The sequence below is a fragment of the Streptomyces sp. ICBB 8177 genome (assembly GCF_003144095.1).
GTDB lineage: Bacteria > Actinomycetota > Actinomycetes > Streptomycetales > Streptomycetaceae > Streptantibioticus_D.
Map to the genome: position 1 here is coordinate 135,024 of NZ_NSKH01000002.1, position 18,018 is coordinate 153,041.

Sequence of the window (18,018 nt, forward strand, 5' to 3'; positions counted from 1 at the left end):
TGGGACGGGCCCCGGGGGGCGTACGGGGGCGCGGGGGGCGGCTAGACCGCCATCCCGTACACGATGGTGAACAGGGTGCCGAGCGAGCCGATGATGAACACGCCGGTCAGCCCGGCGATGATCAGACCCTTACCCTGCTCGGCGCTGAACGTATCGCGCAGCGCCGTGGCGCCGATGCGTTGTTTCGCCGCTCCCCAGATGGCGATGGCCAGGCACAGCAGGATCGCGACGGCCATGACGACCTCGACCATCACCCGTGCTTCGTTCCCAAGGTTGCCGAAGGGACCCCAGTTTGGCGCGATACCGCCGATGATGGTGTTGATGTCGCCCTTCGAGGCTGCCAGGAACATGGATAACTCACCGCCCCGCATGATCAGTTGGGTCCCGCGCAGGGTGCAGGGGACCAGACTCTATATTGGCCGACAATGTCGCCGCCGGATGTCGACCGGACGACTTTCTCGGCGGATTCCCGGTGTGATCCGCGACCTGCCGTCCACACTGGTGCGCGGAACCATGATGCGGACGCGTGTCCGACAGGTGTCCGAAGGGGGCCGGGGACCTTACTGTGTGTATCACGGGTGCTAGCACAGAGCAACGACGCTGGTGATCAGGGGTCAGGAGAGCGAGGGAGGGGCGGCCGATGGGCGGGCTCGGCGGTACCGCGCGCAGGACCTGGCTCGTCGTCACCGTCGGCGTGGGAGCGTGCCTTTCGTTCCTCGTGTTGCTGGTCGTGGGCACCTACTCGGCCGCCGCCTCGCTGGCCGGCAGTGCCGAGGGGGCGGTCGGCCTCGCCCCGGGCGCGGTGCCCGAGGTCTACGTGTCGCTGGTGGAGAAGTGGGGCGGGCTGTGCCCGGCGCTGTCCCCGCCGCTGCTTGCGGCGCAGTTGTACCAGGAGAGCGGCTGGAACCCGAACGCGGTCAGCGGCGCGGACGCGGAGGGCATCGCGCAGTTCATCCCCGGCACCTGGGCGACGCACGGCTTCGACGCGGACGGCGACGGGAAGGCCGACGTGTGGGACCCGGGCGACGCGATCCCCTCCGCCGCCTCCTACGACTGCCAGCTCGCGCAGGACGTGAAGAACGTTCCCGGCAACACCACCGACAACATGCTGGCCGCCTACAACGCGGGCGCCTACGCGGTCATCCAGTTCGACGGCGTGCCGCCGTACGGCGAGACGCAGAACTACGTGCGGCGCATCACCACGCTGGCGCAGAGCTTCACCGCGCCCACCTCCACGCTCGCGCCGTCGCAGCAGGCCGCGGGCGCCATCTACTTCGCGCAGTCCAAGCTGGGCACGCCGTACCTGTGGGGCGGCACCGGCACCGCGGCGGACGGCGGGCGGTTCGACTGCTCGGGGCTGACGCAGGCCGCGTACAAGTCGGTCGGGATCACCCTGCCGCGGGTCGCCAACGACCAGTGGAACGCCGGACCGCACCCGACGCGCAGTCAACTCCTCCCCGGTGATCTGGTGTTCTTCGCCACCGATCTGTCGGATCCGCGCACCATCCACCACGTCGGGATCTACGTGGGCGGCGGCTACATGATCGACGCGCCGCACACCGGCGCTACGATTCGGTTCGACCCGATCGACGAGGCGGACTACATCGGGGCGACCCGGGTGACGCAGGCCGGTGCTCAGGCACTCCCGACCGACACCCCGTCGTCGTGAGACCGTCACTCCACCGTCATGACAGAGAGTCAGGCTCTGGCCCTGGCAGGTGGCGTGCGGTATCCCTTCGATAACTTCCTGGCGATCTTCCGGTAAGGGCGGAACCCTCGGCGCCGGAAACCCCGTTCAATGGATGCCGTGCGACAACGATGCCGCACGAGTACCGCGGGGGTTGGCAGCGGGGGCGATGACGACCGGTGTGAGGGGTGTCCAGGATGGAAGAGCTGGCGTTCGACGGCTCCAGCCCCGATGTCGGAGTGCTCGTCAAGCTCAACGGCCTGGCACGGCTCGCCCCCGGCTGGCTCGATCACCTCGCTCGGCTGCTGGGTGAGTACGGGATGCCCGCGGCATCGGTGGCGCTGGTGCTGTGGTGTTGGTGGCGGGTGGCCAGGCGTCAGGGCGACGACGCGCCCGCGGCGGTCGCCGGGGTGGTGTGGTCCGCGCTCGCCGCGCTGATCGCACTGGGCCTGAGCGTGCCGATCCGTCAGGTGGTGCAGCGGCCGCGGCCCCTCGACGGCCAGCAGAACCTGTATGTGCTGGTCCGCGGCACGTCGAAGTTCTCCTTCGTCAACGACCACTCCACGCTGGCCATGGCGATCGGCGTGGGGCTGTTCATGGTGCACCGCAGGGCCGGGCTGCTCGGCATAGGGCTCGCGGCCGTCGAGGGCTTCCTGCGGGTCTTCCTCGGCGTCAACTACCCCACCGACGTGATCGGCGGCTGGGCGCTGGGCACCGCCGCCGCGTTGCTGCTGGCCCCGCTGGCGACGCTGGGTCTGGTCCCGCTGACCCGGGCGCTCGGCCGGGGCCCGGCGGGCACGCTGGTGCGCTCCGCCCGGCACCCGGTCCGCAAACGGGCGCTGGGCGTGTGGGGCGACACGGTGGACCCGGTGCGCGACGCGGCGGCCTGCGACAAGGACCTGGCCGCGTAACGGCCACCGCACCGGGGCCGGCGGTTCACAGCGCCTGCGGGAAGTCGAAGACGCGGTTCGGGTCGTACTGCCGCTTGAGCGCGGTCAGCCGGGCGGCGGCCGGGCCGTAGTACGCCTGGCGCCAGTTGGTCAGCGACGGGTCGGTGTAGTTCTGGTAGGCGGCGCCCGAGGCGTACGGGCGCATCGCCGTCCACAGCCCGTTCAGCCAACTGGTGCCGCTCAGGGCGTCGGAGGCGATGTACTGCGCCAGGAACCGCGAGGTGCGGTGGACGAACGCGGTCGAGCCGACCGGCACCCGGTTGACCGCGCCGCCCAGCGCGGTGAGCGCCACCGAGCCCGCGCCCCCGCCGCGCCGCGAGCGCAGCGCCGCCACCTGGGCGACCAGCGCGGCGGCACCGGCGGCGCTCAGCGAGCGGTCGTAGAAGTCGGAGCGGGCGGTGTACGTCTCGCGGCCCAGTTGCCCGTTGGCGGTCCTGCCGGGGGTCGGGCCGGGCAGGTGGCACTGGGACGGGGTGCGGTCGGTACAGCCCGCGTAGGCGTTCATCGCGTCGAGGTAGGCGTGGCGGCGCAGCGAGACGCTGGAGGCAGGGCCGATCCGGTCGGCCAGCCGGTCGACCGCGTTGAGCAGGTCGCCGTAGGAGCCCAGGGAGAACGCGGCGAGCGACAGGGTGGGGGAGCCGCCGGGCGCGCAGTCCAGGTGCAGCGACGACCAGATCTCGTCGGGCAGGCCCGGGCCCCACTCCTGCCAGGCCGCGATCGCCTGCGCCGCCTTGGCCCAGGGCCAGGTCAGGTAGCCGGTGACGCAGGCCGGCGCGGGGTGGGTGCGGTAGGAGAGCTGGGTGACCACGCCGAACTGGCCGTTGCCGGCGCCGCGCAGGGCCCAGAACAGGTCGGTGTTGGTGTGCGCGTCCGCGCGCAGGGTCCTGCCGTCGGCTGTGACCAGGGTGGCGGAGGTGAGGTTGTCGCAGGTCAGACCGTAGGCGCGGGCGGCGACGCCGTGGCCGCCGCCGAGGGTGAGCCCGGAGACGCCGACGGTCGGGCAGGACCCGGCGGGTATCGTCACGCCGCGCGCGCCCAGGGTGTTGTAGACATCGATGAGCTTGGCGCCCGCGCCGACCGTGGCGGCGCCGGAGGAGACGCTGATCCCGGCCATCTTGGAGACGTCGACGACCAGGCGGCCGCTGCCGGAGGACCAGCCCGCGTAGGAGTGGCCGCCGTTGCGTATGGAGACCGGGACCTTGGCACGGCGGGCGAAGGCCAGGCACTCGGCGATGTCGGGGGCACCGGTGACGTAGGCGATCCCGGCGGGGCGCTGGCCGTCGTAGCGGGTGTTGTACAGCTTGCGGCCGGTGTCGTAGTCCGCGTCGCCGGGGCGGACCAGGGTGCCGTGCAGCCCGCGGGCGAGCGCGGTCCAGTCGGCCGGCGCGGCGTTGCCGGAGGTCGCGGTGGCGCGTTGCGCGGGCAGGGTGGCGGCGGCGGTGGCGGTCGAGGCGCCCCGGCCTCCGCAGGCGCTCAGCAGCCCTCCGGCCGTCAGGGCGGCGCCGCTGCGCAGTACGGTCCGGCGGTCGGCCATGGGGCGTCTCCAACGGGTGATGGTTCGAATGTGTGCACGGTGGGAGATGCGCGGGGGCGGCCCGGCGGTTCCTTCGCGCGTGCCCAGGCGCGCGGGCGTACGCCCCGAAGCGCGGTGCGAGTCGGGGGTGTTCGGTGGTCTTCGGGCCTGTCTGTCCCGGAGTGGGGGGAGTTGGCCGGTTTGACTCCGGCTCAGGCCAGTTCGCTCGCGAACGGGGGGTCGGCGCCGGGACGGGAGCAGGTGAGGGCGGCGGCCCGGGCGGCGAACGCCAGCGCCTCGCGCCACGCCTCCTCCTCCAGCGCGGCCACCGCCTCCGGGCCGAGCGCGTCGCGCGCGGCGAGCCAGTGCAGCAGGGCGGCGTTGACCGTGTCCCCGGCGCCGATCGTGTCGGCGACCGGCCCGGCGACGGCGTCGGCGCGCACGCGGCCGTGCCGGGTGAACGCGGTCAGCCCGCGCGCGCCCTCGGTGAGCACGACCGCCGCCGGGCCGCGCGTCAGCCACTCCTCACAGGCCTCGGCCGGATCGCCGCCGGCCAGCCAGGCCGCGTCGTCCGCCGACAGCTTCAGCAGGCCGACGTGCGGCAGCCAGGTCGCGAAGCGGCGCCGGTGGGCCGCGGCGTCCGGGATCAGGGCGGCCCGGATGTTGGGGTCGAGCACGGTCAGCGCGCCACACGCCGCCGCCCGGCGCAGCACCTGCTCGTACGCGCTCGCGCCCGGCTCCAGCGCCAACGAGCAGGTGCCGAACGTGATCGCCCGCAGGCCCCGGGGCAGTTCGGCGGGCGCCTCGAAGAGGCGGTCGGCGGTGCCGCGCGCGTAGAAGGTGTACGAGGCGGAGCCCGCCGCGTCGAGCGTGGCGGCGGCCAGCGTCGTCGGCTCCGGGCCGCGCGCGACCGGCGAGGTGTCCACGCCCGCCGCGCGCAGCCCGTCCAACAGCGCCTCGCCGTACGGATCGAGGGAGATTCGGGACAGGAACGCGACGGGCGTGCCGAGACGGCCCAGGGCCAGCGCCGTGTTGTACGGGCCGCCGCCGCGCCTCGGGTCGAGCGGCGCGAGCGCGCCCGGGCCGCGCGGGACCAGGTCGATCAGCGCTTCACCGGCCACCACGATCTTCGCCATGCCCCGCAGTCTCGCCTACCGGAAGGCGGTGCGGGCGGCCCGCCGGGGTGTCAGCGGGCGGCGGGCTGGGGCGAGGAGTGCTCGTCGGCGTCCTGCCGGGCCCGGTCGCGGGCTCTGCGGGCCGGTCCCGACCAGCCGCAGGTGCACCGCGCGTACGCGAAGGCGCCGCGCTCGGCGGTGTGGGTGCGATGGGTGGGTGCCTCGGAACGTGCCTGCGGAGGGAGCACACCTCCACGCTACCCCGTCGATGCCGCGCGGATGCCCGGGGGGCCGGGCGAAATGGCCCGTACGTGCCATGCGCCCGGGGCGGCGCGCTCCCTAGGCTGGAGACCCGGTTTCCGTCGAGTTCCCGGACCGTTCCTGGACGAGGAGGTGGTGCACGTGGCGTCGTCGCCCGGATCGCAGGTGGCGGATCATCAGGACCGCGTGGCCCTCGCCGAGATCGAGCTGTGCGGCGAGCTGATGATCGCGGCGTCGGCGGTCGGTGAAGGACGGCTGAGCTTCGCCCGCATCGACGAGGTGCTGGAGGTCGGCCGGGCGGAACCGCCCGAGCCGTGCCGGCTGCGATAGCCGCGCGCCGTCCCGGTCGCGGGCGAGGGGGTCAGGCGCGCAGCAGGCGGGCGATGGCGGCGGTCGCCTCGGCGACCTTGGCGTCCGCCTCGGGACCGCCCTTGGCCGCGGCGTCCGCGACGCAGTGCCCCAGGTGCTCCTCCAGCAGTTGCAGCGCGAAGGCCTGGAGCGCCTTGGTGCCCGCGGAGACCTGGGTGAGGATGTCGATGCAGTAGACGTCCTCCTCGACCATCCGCTGGAGCCCGCGGACCTGGCCCTCGATCCGGCGCAGCCGCTTGAGGTGCTGGTCCTTGCGGCCGCTGTAGCCGTGCGGTCCGGCCGGGGACCCGGCGGCGGCATGCCGGACCTCCGCGGCCGCCGTGGCGTCCGGTCCGCCCGGCGCCGTCGTCTCCCCGTGCGTCATGACGCCCTCCGTCCCCCGTCGCATGCCCCGTCGCATCCCATGCCCGTTATACCCCCTACGGGTATATGGTACCGAATCGGTCCCGGGTTCGACCCCCCACCTGTATGGAGCACTCTGCCCTATGGGCGACACTGGTGAACGCCGGTTCGCCCTGGCACGGCGATGCGCCTAGCATCGTCGGGACCGCCCCCAGCACCCAGAGGACTCCCAGTGCGCCTTCGTCTGACCCCCCGGGAGACGAGCTTCTACGACATGTTCGCCGCGTCAGCGGACAACATCGTCACCGGCTCGAAACTCCTGATGGAACTGCTCGGGGCCGACACCTCCGCGCGGGCCGAGATCGCCGACCGCATGCGTGCCGCCGAGCACGCGGGTGACGACGCGACGCACGCGATCTTCCACCAGCTCAACTCGTCGTTCATCACGCCGTTCGACCGCGAGGACATCTACACGCTCGCCGGGTCGCTCGACGACATCATGGACTACATGGAGGAGGCCGTCGACCTGGTCGTCCTCTACCAGATCGAGGAGCTGCCCAAGGGTGTCGAGCAGCAGATCGAGGTCCTGGCGCGGGCCGCGGAGCTGACCGCGGAGGCGATGCCCAACCTGCGCACGATGCGCAACCTGACCGAGTACTGGATCGAGGTCAACCGCCTGGAGAACCAGGCCGACCAGATCCACCGCAAGCTGCTGGCGCACCTGTTCAACGGCAAGTACGAGGCCATGGACGTGCTCAAGCTCAAGCAGATCGTGGACGTCCTCGAAGAGGCGGCGGACGCCTTCGAGCACGTGGCCAACACGGTGGAGACCATCGCGGTCAAGGAGTCCTGACCCAGGTGGACACCTTCGCACTCGTCGTCGTTGTCGGCGTCGCGCTCGGCTTCACGTACACCAACGGCTTCCACGACTCCGCGAACGCCATCGCGACCTCGGTCTCCACCCGGGCGCTCACCCCCAAGGTGGCGCTCACCATGGCCGCGGTCATGAACGTCATCGGCGCGTTCATCGGCAGCGGCGTCGCCAAGACCGTCAGCAGCGGCATCATCGACGCGCCCTCGGGGAACCGGGGGCTCGGCGTGCTGTTCGCCGCGCTGGTCGGGGCGGTCGTGTGGAACCTGGTCACCTGGTACTTCGGCCTGCCGTCCTCCTCCAGCCACGCGCTGCTGGGCGGCCTGGTCGGCGCGGCGCTCGCCGGGTCGGCCACCGTGCACTGGAACGGCGTGCTCGACAAGGTCATCCTTCCGATGATCATCTCGCCGGTCGTCGGCCTGATCGTGGGCTACCTGGTGATGGTGGCCATCCTGTGGATCTTCCGCAGGACCACCAATCCGCACCGCACCCGGCGCGGGTTCCGCGCGGCGCAGACCGTCTCGGCGGCGTCGATGGCGCTGGGGCACGGGTTGCAGGACGCGCAGAAGGCGATGGGCGTGGTCGTGCTGGCGCTGATCATCGCGGGCAAGGACACCGGCGGGGGCATCCCGATCTGGGTGAAGATCGTCTGCGCGCTGATGATGTCGCTGGGGACGTACGCGGGCGGCTGGCGCATCATGCGCACGCTCGGGCGGAAGATCATCCAGCTGGATCCGCCGCAGGCGTTCGCGGCGGAGGTCACCTCGTCGTCGATCCTCTACATCACGTCGTACATCTTCAAGGCGCCGATCTCGACGACGCACGTGATCACGTCGGCGATCATGGGCGTGGGCGCGACGAAGCGGCTGAAGGCGGTGCGGTGGGGGGTCGCCAAGAACATCGTGCTCGGGTGGTTCATCACGATGCCGGCGGCGGCGGTGGTCGCCGCGCTGGCGTACTGGTGTGTTCGGGGCGTGTTCGGCTGAGGTCCGTTCGCCCACCCACCCGCCCCGCGGGCCGGTGGGTGGCCCGGCCGCGGGGCTCCGCCCCGCACCCCACCGGAGGCTCCGCTCCCTGGACCCCCACGTCCTGCGCACTCCGCCGAGGCTCCGCCCCTGGGCCCTGACCTCGTGCGCACCCCGCCGGGGGCTCCGCCCCTGCGCCCCGACTCCGCTGCGTTCCACTAAGGCTCCGCCCCCTGGGCCCCCTCTTCCCCGGCACCCTGCCGGGGGTCCGCCCTCTGGGCCCCACGCCGCTGCGTTCCACTGAGTTCCGCCCCCTGGGCCCCGACCTCCTGGTCACTCCACCGGGAACTCGCCCCCGGGCCCCCACGTTGCCGCGTTCCACTGGGGGCTCCGCCCCCTGGGCCCCACTTTCTTACGTACTCCACCGGAGCTCCCGGCTCCCCAGCCCCTGCCGGGCCCCCTCCCTGGACAGCCCGAACTGACGGTGTCCGGCAACGCGATCGGGCCCGCCCCCTGTTGGGGGCGGGCCCTGGCCGTGGCGGTGGCACCGCCATGCAGCATCGCCACGGCGGTCTCGGTCAGCCGAAGCGGCCGGAGATGTAGTCCTCCGTGGCCTGGGCCGACGGGTTGGAGAAGATGCGCTGGGTCTCGTCGATCTCGATCAGGCGGCCGGGCCGGCCGACGCCGGCCAGGTTGAAGAAGGCCGTGCGGTCCGACACCCGGGCCGCCTGCTGCATGTTGTGCGTGACGATGACGATCGTGAACCGTTCCTTCAGCTCACCGATCAGGTCCTCGATGGCGAGGGTCGAGATCGGGTCGAGCGCGCTGCACGGCTCGTCCATGAGCAGGACGTCCGGCTCCACGGCGATCGCCCGCGCGATGCACAGCCGCTGCTGCTGACCGCCGGACAGGCCCGCGCCGGGCTTGTTCAGGCGGTCCTTGACCTCGTTCCAGAGGTTCGCGCCGCGCAGCGAGCGCTCCACGACCGTGTCGAGGTCCTTCTTGCGCTTGGCCGTGCCGTTCAGCCGCAGGCCCGCCGCCACGTTGTCGTAGATCGACATCGTGGGGAACGGGTTGGGGCGCTGGAAGACCATGCCGACGGTGCGCCGCACCGCGACCGGGTCGACGCCCGCGCCGTAGAGGTTCTCCTCGTCCAGCATCACCTTGCCCTCGACCCGGCCGCCGGGGGTGACCTCGTGCATGCGGTTGAGGGTGCGCAGGAAGGTGGACTTGCCGCAGCCGGAGGGGCCGATGAAGGCCGTCACCGAGCGGGGCTCGACGGTCATCGAGATGTCCTCGATGGCCAGGTGGGTGCCGTAGTAGGCGGACAGGCCGCTGACGTCGATGCGCTTGGCCATGGGGTTACCAACTCTTCTTTCGTATGCCGCGTACAGCGCGTTTGCCGCGTATGCGCGTGTGGCGAAGGCCGGGTCAGCGGCCCGTGGTCTTCGGGGCCTTCCAGCGGGCGAGGCCGCGGGCCAGCAGGTTGAGGATCATCACGAACGCGATCAGCACGAGCGCCGCCGCCCAGGCACGGTCGTAGGAGGCGTCGTTGCCGTTGGCGTACTGCTCGTAGACGTAGTACGGCAGTGAGGACTGGGCGCCGCTGAACGGGTTGTTGTTGATCAGCTGGTTGCCGAAGACCAGCAGCAGCACCGGGGCCGTCTCACCGGCGATGCGGGCGACCGCCAGCATCACGCCGGTCAGGATGCCGCCGATCGACGTGGGCAGCACGACCTTGAGGATGGTGCGCCACTTCGGCACGCCCAGCGCGAGCGACGCCTCGCGCAGCTCGTTGGGGACGAGCTTGAGCATCTCCTCGGTGGAGCGGACGACCACCGGCATCATCAGGATCGCCAGGGCCAGCGAGCCCGCGAAGCCGGAGTAGCCGAAGCCCAGGATGATGATCCAGAAGGCCAGGATGAACAGGCCCGCGACGATCGACGGGATGCCGGTCATCACGTCCACGAAGAACGTGACCGCCTTCGCGAGCTTCCCGCGGCCGTACTCGACCAGGTAGATCGCGGTGAACAGGCCGATCGGCACCGCCATCAGGGAGGCCAGGGCGACCTGTTCCAGAGTGCCGATGATCGCGTGGTAGACGCCGCCGCCCGGGCCGGTGATGATCACACCGCCCATGGAGTGGGTCAGGAAGTTGCCGTCGAGCACCTTCACGCCCTTGGCGATCGTGGTCTCGATCAGCGAGTACAGCGGGACCACGGCGAGCACGAAGCAGGCCCACACCAGGCTGGTGGCGACCCGGTCCTTCGCCTGCCGGCGGCCCTCGACCAGCGAGGTGAGGGTGAAGGTGCCGGCCACGTAGAGGATCAGGGCGATCAGACCCCACTGGAGGTGGCTGGTGAGTCCGGCGCCGGCGCCGATGCCGCAGGCGACCGCGACGGCGGCGACCGCGACGGCGGCCGGGGCCCAGCGCGGCAGCCTGCGGTGGGCCAGCGGCGGGCGCAGGTCGGACCTGGGCTGGTCCTGGACGACGGCGCTCATGCTGCGGCTCCCGAGTACTCCTTGCGGCGGGCGATGATCATCCGGGCGGCGCCGTTGACCAGCAGGGTGATCACGAAGAGCACCAGGCCGGAGGCGATCAGCGCGTCCCGGCCGAAGTCGGTGGCCTCACCGAAGTGCGAGGCGATGTTCTGCGCGAACGTTCCGCCCGCCGGATCCAGGATGTGCGCGGTGAGCACCGGCGAGGAGGACAGCACGGTGGCGACCGCCATCGTCTCGCCCAGCGCCCGGCCCAGGCCCAGCATCGAGGCGGAGACGATGCCGGAGCGGGCGAACGGCAGCACCGACATCCTGACCACCTCCCAGCGGGTGGCGCCCAGCGCCAGCGCGGCCTCCTCGTGGGCCCGCGGCACCTGGCGGAAGACCTCACGGCTGACGTTGGTGATGATCGGGATGATCATGATGGCGAGCAGGATGCCCACGGTGAACAGCGAGCGGGCCGCGGTGCCGGGGGCGGACTGCTTGAAGACCACCGTCCAGCCCAGGTACTGGTCGAGCCACGCGGTCAGGCCCTGCATGTGCGGGACGAGGTAGAGGGCGCCCCACAGGCCGTAGACGATGCTGGGCACGGCGGCGAGCAGGTCGACGACGTAGGCGAGCGGGGTGGCGAGCCTGCGCGGCGCGTAGTGCGAGATGAACAGCGCGATGCCGATCGACACCGGCAGCGCGATCGCCATCGCGATGACCGAGCTGACCACGGTGCCGTAGGCCAGCACGGCGATGCCGAAGACCGGCGGGGTGCTGTCCGCGTTCCACTGGTACGTGGTCAGGAAGTTGCCGTGGTCCTGGCTGACCGCCGAGATCGTGCGCACCGTCAGGAAGACGGCGATCGCGGCCATGATCACCAGCAGCAGGATGCCGGAACCACGCGACAGGCCCAGGAAGACGCGGTCACCGGGACGGGTGACGGTCTTCCTGGCGGGAGCGGGGGCGGGAGGGGCGAGGGAGTCCGTTGGAGTCGTGTCCATGGGTCTGCTCCGGTCTGGCGGGGGCGGTGGCCCCCTGGTGGCGGTGCACCGGATGGGTGGTCGGCCGGCCCCACGCGGGGAGGCGGCGGGGCCGGCCGGACGGGTCAGGAGAGCGAGTCGATGGTGGAGCGCACCTTGGCGTTGATCTCCGCCGGGATCGGGGCGTAGCCCTGGCCGCTCAGGCCCTGCTGGCCGCTGCCCGCCATGTAGCTCAGGAAGCCCTTGGTGGCGCCGAGCGTGGCGGACTTGTTGCCCTTGTCGCAGACGATCTCGTAGGTGACCAGGGTGATCGGGTAGGCGCCGTCGGCCTTGGTGGCGTAGTTGAGCTTCAGCGACAGGTCGTCACCGGTGCCCACGACCTTGGCGTCGGCGATCATCTTGGACGCGTTGTCGGAGCTGGCCTGCACCGGCTGGGAGGCGCCGGTGTCGATCGCCACGGTCGGGATCGAGCTGGCGGTCGCGTAGGACAGCTCGAAGTAGCCGATGGAGCCCGCGGTCTGCTTGACCTGCGCGGCGACACCGGAGGAGCCCTGCGCGGACTGGCCGCCCTTGGCCTGCCAGGCCTTGCCGCCGCTGTAGGGCCAGTCGGAGCCGGCGGCGCCGATGAGGTACTTGGTGAAGTTGTCGGTGGTGCCCGACTCGTCCGAGCGGTGGAACGCCTGGATGGCGGTGGAGGGCAGCTTCGCCGACGGGTTGAGCTTGGCGATCGCCGGGTCGTTCCACTTGACGATCTTGCCGTTGAAGATCTTCGCCAGGGTGGGCGCGTCCAGTACCAGGTTGCTGACGCCCGGCAGGTTGTAGCCGACCGCGATCGGGCCGCCGACCATCGGCAGGTCGATCGCCTGGCCGGTGCCGCCGCAGACCTTCTTGGACTGGGCGATCTGGTCGGGCTTGAGCGCCGAGTCGGAGCCCGCGAAGGCGGTGGAGCCCTGGAGGAACTCGGTGACGCCCGCGCCGGAGCCGGTGCCCTTGTAGTTGATCTGCGTGCCCGGGCAGGCCTGCATGTAGTTCTTCACCCAGACGTTGACCGCGTTCTGCTGGGCGGTGGAGCCGGAGGCGAGCAGGTTGCCCTTGCTGCCGCACTTGATGCTGCCGGCCGCGGAGTTGGAGGCACCCGAGGACGGGCTGCTGGAGCCGCTGTTGTTGTCCGAGCCGCAGGCCGTCAGGACCAGGGCGCCGGAGACGACCGCCGCGCCGACGGCCAGGGCACGCAGCCCGCTCTTCCGCTGAAGCTTCACCTTCGAGTGTTCCTTCCTGGAGCCCGCCGACGCCCGGCGAAGCAAGGGTTTGGGTGGTGCTGGTGTGACTCGTCACCGGCGTTCGTCAGTTCACCGGTAAGGCTGAAATTAGGCAGAACAGGTGAAGCCGCCGACGAAGGAGAGTGAACGCGGGGTGAACCTCGCCCATCGGTGTGGCATACGCCCTCGGCATCACGTACCGAAGGTCAGGCACCGTCGCGCAGCGTGTCCAGCAGGGCGTCGACGAGCGGCCGGTCCCGGTCGTGGGTGAGCCGGGCCCGGGCGGCGGCGGGCGGCAGCCACACCAGCCGGTCCACCTCCCGGTTCTCGGCGAACGAGCCGTCCAGGGCCTCGGCGGCCCAGTAGCGCACGTGCTTGGGGCGGCCGTTCACCAGGTAGTACGAGGAGGGCAGCGGGGCGCCCAGCGCGCAGTCCATGCCGGTCTCCTCCTTGACCTCACGAAGCGCCGCCGCCGCTTCGGGTTCACCGGCCTTCAGCTTGCCCTTGGGGTGCGACCAGTCGTCGTAGCGGGGCCGGTGCACCAGGGCGATCTCGATCCCGCGGTCGTACGGGGAGCGCCGCCACAGCACCGCGCCGGCGGCGCGGACGGGGGCGGCGGTGGACAGCTTGGCCATGGTGTCCCTCGCGGTGTCGGGGTCCCGACGCTTGGTACGGCTCCCGCTCATGGTGCCGGTGCGGGAGCGGTAGCGGTCGGTGGGGTGGGTGCGGCGGCACGCTGCCAGAGCCTGCCGAAGGCCTGCCGGGCGGCCTCCACCTCGGCGCGCTGGTCGGCGTGCAGGACGCCGAGCGCGTAGGCCGTGGCGGGCGTGATGCGGGGGGTGCGGGCGGCGGCGGCGACCGCGCGGGCCGCCTCGGCCGCCTCCCGGTGCCGGTCCAGCGCGTGGCTCGCGGTGCGCAGCCGGGCCGGGTCGTCACCGCCGGGCGCCGTCTCGCCCAGAACCTCCTGGGCGTACCGCACGACCCGCAGCAGTTCGCGGGCCCGGTGCCAGGGCGCGTCCTGGGCGTGGGTGCCGTCCGGCGCGTCGGCGAGGGTGGCGTTGAGCGCGTGGTGGTCGTGCGGGTATCCGGCCTGGGGCAGCGGCAGCAGCGCGACCTGTTCGGCGAGCAGCAGCCGGGCCCGTTCCGCCAGCGGCGCCAGCGTTCCGGCGGCAGAGGCGCCGGCGGCGGGGGTCAGCGGCAGGTCGGAGGCGAGTAAGGCGACGCTGTCGGCGACGGCGTGGAAGCGCGCGGAGCCGAACGCGCTCAGGGTGGCCGAGTGCGCCCGGGTCCTGGCCAGCGTCAGCTGCCGCTCCAGCAACGCACCGGCCCGGGCGGCCCCGATGGCCATCGGAGCGCGCGCGGCCCCGGCGGCGGCGTCGGGCCCGGCGGCGGCGTTCGCGTCGGCTCGCGTGGCCGGGTCCGTCGTGCCGTCGCCGGGCACGTCCGCCGCGCTGTCGGTGGCCTGCGGGGCGTTCGCCGCCAGCCGGTGCAACGCGCCGTGGACCCGGGCGAGTTGCAGGGTCAGGCGGCGCTCCAATGACAACGTGCCGCCCAGCCAGGCGAGTTCGGTGCGCAGGGAGCGGGCCCACGCGGCGTCCACCAGGGGCTCGTAGGTGTGCAGGGCGGCGCTGATGCGGCGGGCCGACGCGCTCAGCGCGGTGGACGCCGCCGCCTCGTTCTGCTCGCGCGAGCGCAGCGCCCGCAGGAACTGGGCCGACAGGCTCGCCAGATGGGCGCCCAGCAGCTCGCCCGCGCTCGTCTCGCGCGTGAGGGTGTCAGGGTGTCGCTGGACCACGCCGGCGCCTCCGGGCGTCGATGAGCATTTCCTGGATGTTGCGCAGCGGACGGCCGTCCGCGTCGGTGCTGTGCCGGGTCCAGTCGCCGTCCGGGCCGAGGTGCCAGGAGGAGATGTCGTCGGCGACCCCCGTCTCCAGAAGGGAGTTGAGGACGGTGCGGTGCGCGGGGTCGGTGACCCGTACCAGCGCCTCGATCCGGCGGTCGAGGTTGCGGTGCATCATGTCGGCGCTGCCGAGCCACACTTCGCTCTCGCCGCCGTTGCCGAAGACGAACACCCGGGAGTGCTCCAGGAAGCGGCCCAGGATGCTGCGCACCCGCACGTTCTCCGACAGGCCCGCGACGCCCGGGCGGACGGCGCAGATGCCGCGCACCCAGATGTCCACCGGCACGCCCGCCTGCGAGGCGCGGTAGAGGGCGTCGATGACGGCCTCGTCGACGATGGAGTTGACCTTCAGCCTCACGAACGCGGGCCGCCCGGCCCGGTGGTGGTCGATCTCCCGGCCGATGCGCGAGATCAGCCCGTCGCGCAGCGACAGCGGCGCCACCAGCAGCCTGCGGTAGGACTCGCGGCGCGAGTAGCCCGACAGCCGGTTGAACAGGTCCGACAGGTCGGCGCCCACCTGCGGGTCCGCGGTCAGTAGCCCCAGGTCCTCGTACAGCCGCGCGGTCTTGGGGTGGTAGTTGCCCGTCCCCACGTGCGAGTAGCGGCGCAGCGTCTCGCCCTCCTGGCGGACGACCAGCGACAGTTTGCAGTGCGTCTTGAGCCCCACCAGCCCGTACACGACATGGCAGCCCGCCTCCTCCAGCTTGCGCGCCCACTTGATGTTGGCCTGCTCGTCGAAGCGCGCCTTGATCTCGACCAGCACCAGGACCTGCTTGCCGGACTCGGCGGCGTCGATCAGCGCGTCCACGATCGGCGAGTCGCCGGAGGTGCGGTACAGCGTCTGCTTGATCGCCAGCACGTCCGGGTCGGCGGCGGCCTGCTCCAGGAACGACTGCACCGAGGTGGAGAACGAGTCGTACGGGTGGTGCAGCAGCACGTCGCGTTCACGCAGCGCGGCGAAGATGTCCGGCGGCGTGGACGACTCGACCTCGGCGAGGTCGCGGTGGGTGCCCGCGATGAACTTCGGGTACTTCAGCTCCGGCCGGTCCAGCGCAGCGACCCCGTACAGCCCGGTCAGGTCCAGCGGCCCGGGCAGCGGGTAGACCTCCGCGTCGGAGACCTTCAACTCCCGCACCAGGAGGTCGAGTACGTACGGGTCGATGGACTCCTCGACCTCCAGGCGCACCGGGGGGCCGAAGCGCCGCCGCATCAGCTCCTTCTCCAGGGCCTGGAGCAGGTTCTCCGCGTCGTCCTCCTCGACCTCCAGGTCCTCGTTGCGGGTGACCCGGAAGGTGTGGTGCGCCAGCACCTCCATGCCCGGGAACAGCTCCTCCAGGTGGGCCGCTATCACGTCCTCCAGCGGCACGTAGCGCTGCGGACCGGCCTCCAGGAAGCGCGGCAGCAGCGGCGGCACCTTCACGCGGGCGAAGTGCTGGTGGCCGCTGGCGGGGTTGCGCACGACGACGGCGAGGTTGAGCGACAGGCCGGAGATGTACGGGAAGGGGTGCGCCGGGTCGACGGCCAGCGGGGTCAGGACGGGGAAGATCCGCTGCCGGAAGAGGGTGAAGAGCCTGCCCTGCTCCTGCTCGGTCAGCTCGTGCCAGCGGATCAGGTCGATGCCGCATGCCGCCAGCGCGGGGGCCACGTCGTTCTGGAAGCAGGCGGCGTGCCGGGCCATCAGCTCGCGCGAGCGGTTCCAGATCAGGTCCAGCACCTCGCGTGGCTGGAGCCCCGAGGCGGAGCGGGTGGCCACGCCGGTGGCGATGCGCCGCTTGAGGCCCGCGACCCTGACCATGAAGAACTCGTCGAGGTTGCCCGCGAAGATGGCCAGGAAGTTGGCCCGTTCCAGCAGGGGCGTGGTGGGGTCCTCGGCCAGCTCCAGCACGCGTTCGTTGAACGCCAGCCAGCTGCGCTCGCGGTCCAGGAACCGGCCCTGCGGCAGCTCCGGGAGCCCGCTCCCGCTCTCCGGCGCGCCCTCGTCGGTGCCGGTCAGGGCGTCGGTGTCGGCGTCCAGCCCGGCGTCGATGTCGGAGGGGCCCAGCACGTCGAGCGCGGGTGAGTCCGCGGTGCGTGGCGCGTTCATGCCGGTGCCGCCCTTCGCCGGTTCGGGTCCGTCCCCTCCATTCTCCTGCGTCACGTCGGAAACCGGCAGGTCGGAGGGGCGGGGAAGGGGATGTCGCGCCGGGCGGGGACGGCGCGGGCGATCACCGCGTGGGGTCGGCACAGCGGGCTGCATTGGGCGATGTTCGCAAGCGAGTTTGAATCACCGGTAACGGGCAGGTGGCAGGCAGGAAAGCGGGGCGCGTCCCGCGGGGGACGTGCGTCCGAACGGATGACGGGGGCGGGGCCGGGCCCCGCCCCCGGCGGACGGCGCCGGTCAGCCCTCGGTGCGGTACATCAGGTCGACCTCGTGCACGGTGAAGCCCAGCCGCTCGTAGACGGTGACCGCGGGGACGTTGTCGGCGTCGACGTAGAGCATCGCGGTGGGCAGCTTCCGGTCGTGCGCCAGGTGCCGCAGGCCGATCGTGGTCAGCGCCCTGCCCAGTCCCGAGCCCTGTTCGTCGGGGCTGACGCCGACCACGTAGACCTCCCCGAGGCCCTCGGCGGGGTGGGTCTTGGTCCAGTGGAAGCCGACGACGCGCTCGTCGCGCACGGCGAGGAAGAAGCCCTCCGGGTCGAACCAGTCCTCCGCCTCGCGGTCGTCGAGATCACGCCGCGTGAGGGAGCCCTGTTCGGGGTGGTGGGCGAAGGCGGCGGCGTTCACCGCGAGCCACCGCGCCTCGTCCTCGCCCGGGCGGAAGGTCCGCACCGTCACGCCCGGCGGCAGCACGGGCTCCGGCAGCGGGTCGCCGGGCAGCGGGCGGCGCATCTGGCGCAGCTCGCGGAAGAGCGCGAGGCCCAGCTGGGTGGCGAGGTGGCGGGCGGCGGGGTGGCCGCCGTGCGCCCACACCCGCAGCCGCTGGCCGGACAGTTCGAGCAGCGCGCGGCCCAGGGCCCGGCCGTGACCGCGGTGCCGCTGCCCGGGGTCGACCACGAACTCCGCGGCCGGCGCCTCGACCGGGTCGGCGCCCTCCAACTGCCCGTATCCGGCGAGTTGCTCGTCCGCGTACAGCAGGACGTGGCGGACGCCGTCCCGGGCGCCGCCGCGCAGGTTGAGGCGCCCCTGCTCGGAGACCGCGGCCTGGCCGTCGGCCTGCCGCGCCCGTTCGAGCAGCGCCATCACCTCGTCCACGGCTCCCGGCGGAACGGCGTCCAGCGTCTCGACCCGACGAACGACTGCGGAGGAACGTGCGGCTTCGCTCATGCGGCCGAGTGTATG

At 72.2% G+C, this 18,018-nt stretch carries 18 protein-coding genes; 5 read left to right on the forward strand and 13 right to left on the reverse strand.

Annotated elements, in window-relative coordinates:
* Positions 1–41: 41 nt before the first annotated feature.
* Positions 42–350 (reverse strand): hypothetical protein, encoded by a 309-nt coding sequence (locus CK485_RS00920; RefSeq protein WP_041825083.1) that lies wholly within the window; start codon positions 348–350, stop codon positions 42–44.
* Between the two features lie 290 nt (positions 351–640).
* Between CK485_RS00920 and CK485_RS00925 the strand changes: the two genes are divergently transcribed.
* Together CK485_RS00925 and CK485_RS00930 are read left to right on the forward strand one after the other, a co-directional pair.
* Entirely contained in the window at positions 641–1,669 is a 1,029-nt protein-coding gene (locus tag CK485_RS00925; protein WP_109445801.1) for a bifunctional lytic transglycosylase/C40 family peptidase, read from the forward strand.
* Between the two features lie 215 nt (positions 1,670–1,884).
* A complete protein-coding gene (locus tag CK485_RS00930; protein ID WP_109445803.1) occupies positions 1,885–2,598 on the forward strand; it encodes a phosphatase PAP2 family protein in 714 nt (237 codons plus the stop codon).
* Between the two features lie 25 nt (positions 2,599–2,623).
* Here the strand turns inward: CK485_RS00930 and CK485_RS00935 are convergent, their stop codons facing one another.
* The 3 genes from CK485_RS00935 to CK485_RS28930 all read right to left on the reverse strand — a co-directional run bounded on the left by CK485_RS00935 (position 2,624) and on the right by CK485_RS28930 (position 5,513).
* A complete protein-coding gene (locus tag CK485_RS00935) occupies positions 2,624–4,171 on the reverse strand; it encodes an FAD-dependent oxidoreductase (RefSeq protein ID WP_109445805.1) in 1,548 nt (515 codons plus the stop codon).
* Between the two features lie 191 nt (positions 4,172–4,362).
* On the reverse strand, positions 4,363–5,286 hold the full coding sequence (locus tag CK485_RS00940) for a carbohydrate kinase (RefSeq protein WP_109445807.1): 924 nt from the start codon (positions 5,284–5,286) through the stop codon (positions 4,363–4,365).
* Positions 5,287–5,336: 50 nt separating this feature from the next.
* Entirely contained in the window at positions 5,337–5,513 is a 177-nt protein-coding gene (locus CK485_RS28930; RefSeq protein ID WP_199239191.1) for a hypothetical protein, read from the reverse strand.
* Positions 5,514–5,691: 178 nt separating this feature from the next.
* Between CK485_RS28930 and CK485_RS00945 the strand changes: the two genes are divergently transcribed.
* Positions 5,692–5,856 (forward strand): hypothetical protein, encoded by a 165-nt coding sequence (locus CK485_RS00945; RefSeq protein WP_241968046.1) that lies wholly within the window; start codon positions 5,692–5,694, stop codon positions 5,854–5,856.
* A gap of 31 nt (positions 5,857–5,887) precedes the next feature.
* Here CK485_RS00945 and CK485_RS00950 read toward each other — a convergent pair whose 3' ends face one another.
* Complete coding sequence (locus tag CK485_RS00950; RefSeq protein ID WP_109445809.1) at positions 5,888–6,259, reverse strand: metal-sensitive transcriptional regulator; 372 nt, start codon at positions 6,257–6,259, stop codon at positions 5,888–5,890.
* 210 nt (positions 6,260–6,469) lie between these two features.
* Between CK485_RS00950 and CK485_RS00955 the strand changes: the two genes are divergently transcribed.
* Both CK485_RS00955 and CK485_RS00960 read left to right on the forward strand, forming a co-directional pair.
* Positions 6,470–7,090 (forward strand): DUF47 family protein, encoded by a 621-nt coding sequence (locus CK485_RS00955; RefSeq protein WP_109445811.1) that lies wholly within the window; start codon positions 6,470–6,472, stop codon positions 7,088–7,090.
* Between the two features lie 5 nt (positions 7,091–7,095).
* The gene (locus CK485_RS00960) at positions 7,096–8,094 is read left to right on the forward strand and encodes an inorganic phosphate transporter (protein WP_109445813.1); all 999 of its coding nucleotides are present in this window, start codon (positions 7,096–7,098) and stop codon (positions 8,092–8,094) included.
* A 557-nt stretch (positions 8,095–8,651) separates the two neighbouring features.
* Here CK485_RS00960 and pstB read toward each other — a convergent pair.
* From pstB to mshD, 8 genes are all read right to left on the reverse strand, one after another.
* Positions 8,652–9,431, reverse strand: a complete 780-nt coding sequence (gene pstB / locus CK485_RS00965) for a phosphate ABC transporter ATP-binding protein PstB (protein ID WP_109445815.1) — start codon at positions 9,429–9,431, stop codon at positions 8,652–8,654.
* Between the two features lie 73 nt (positions 9,432–9,504).
* Entirely contained in the window at positions 9,505–10,575 is a 1,071-nt protein-coding gene (pstA, locus tag CK485_RS00970) for a phosphate ABC transporter permease PstA (protein WP_109445817.1), read from the reverse strand.
* Complete coding sequence (gene pstC / locus CK485_RS00975; protein WP_109445819.1) at positions 10,572–11,561, reverse strand: phosphate ABC transporter permease subunit PstC; 990 nt, start codon at positions 11,559–11,561, stop codon at positions 10,572–10,574. Before pstC ends, pstA begins: the two co-directional genes overlap by 4 nt.
* 104 nt (positions 11,562–11,665) lie before the next feature.
* Positions 11,666–12,799, reverse strand: a complete 1,134-nt coding sequence (pstS, locus tag CK485_RS00980) for a phosphate ABC transporter substrate-binding protein PstS (RefSeq protein ID WP_109445821.1) — start codon at positions 12,797–12,799, stop codon at positions 11,666–11,668.
* A 206-nt stretch (positions 12,800–13,005) separates the two neighbouring features.
* Positions 13,006–13,434: an NUDIX hydrolase gene (locus CK485_RS00985; protein ID WP_241968088.1), complete on the reverse strand. Its 429-nt coding sequence runs from the start codon at positions 13,432–13,434 to the stop codon at positions 13,006–13,008.
* Positions 13,435–13,481: 47 nt separating this feature from the next.
* Positions 13,482–14,594: a CHAD domain-containing protein gene (locus tag CK485_RS00990; protein ID WP_109445823.1), complete on the reverse strand. Its 1,113-nt coding sequence runs from the start codon at positions 14,592–14,594 to the stop codon at positions 13,482–13,484.
* The gene (locus CK485_RS00995) at positions 14,575–16,782 is read right to left on the reverse strand and encodes an RNA degradosome polyphosphate kinase (protein ID WP_109445825.1); all 2,208 of its coding nucleotides are present in this window, start codon (positions 16,780–16,782) and stop codon (positions 14,575–14,577) included. The genes CK485_RS00990 and CK485_RS00995 overlap by 20 nt, the downstream gene beginning before the upstream one ends.
* Positions 16,783–17,076: 294 nt before the next feature.
* The gene (gene mshD / locus CK485_RS01000; protein WP_109445827.1) at positions 17,077–18,003 is read right to left on the reverse strand and encodes a mycothiol synthase; all 927 of its coding nucleotides are present in this window, start codon (positions 18,001–18,003) and stop codon (positions 17,077–17,079) included.
* Positions 18,004–18,018: the final 15 nt, after the last annotated feature.

Coding starts and splice junctions, on each gene's coding strand:
- CK485_RS00925 (WP_109445801.1), top strand. CDS start 641: ATGGGCGGGCTCGGCGGTACCGCGCGCAGGACCTGGCTCGTCGTCACC.
- mshD (WP_109445827.1), bottom strand. CDS start 18,003: ATGAGCGAAGCCGCACGTTCCTCCGCAGTCGTTCGTCGGGTCGAGACG.
- CK485_RS00995 (WP_109445825.1), bottom strand. CDS start 16,782: ATGAACGCGCCACGCACCGCGGACTCACCCGCGCTCGACGTGCTGGGC.
- CK485_RS00950 (WP_109445809.1), bottom strand. CDS start 6,259: ATGACGCACGGGGAGACGACGGCGCCGGGCGGACCGGACGCCACGGCG.
- CK485_RS00935 (WP_109445805.1), bottom strand. CDS start 4,171: ATGGCCGACCGCCGGACCGTACTGCGCAGCGGCGCCGCCCTGACGGCC.
- pstB (WP_109445815.1), bottom strand. CDS start 9,431: ATGGCCAAGCGCATCGACGTCAGCGGCCTGTCCGCCTACTACGGCACC.
- pstC (WP_109445819.1), bottom strand. CDS start 11,561: ATGGACACGACTCCAACGGACTCCCTCGCCCCTCCCGCCCCCGCTCCC.
- pstA (WP_109445817.1), bottom strand. CDS start 10,575: ATGAGCGCCGTCGTCCAGGACCAGCCCAGGTCCGACCTGCGCCCGCCG.
- CK485_RS00940 (WP_109445807.1), bottom strand. CDS start 5,286: ATGGCGAAGATCGTGGTGGCCGGTGAAGCGCTGATCGACCTGGTCCCG.
- CK485_RS00930 (WP_109445803.1), top strand. CDS start 1,885: ATGGAAGAGCTGGCGTTCGACGGCTCCAGCCCCGATGTCGGAGTGCTC.
- CK485_RS00985 (WP_241968088.1), bottom strand. CDS start 13,434: ATGGCCAAGCTGTCCACCGCCGCCCCCGTCCGCGCCGCCGGCGCGGTG.
- CK485_RS00920 (WP_041825083.1), bottom strand. CDS start 350: ATGTTCCTGGCAGCCTCGAAGGGCGACATCAACACCATCATCGGCGGT.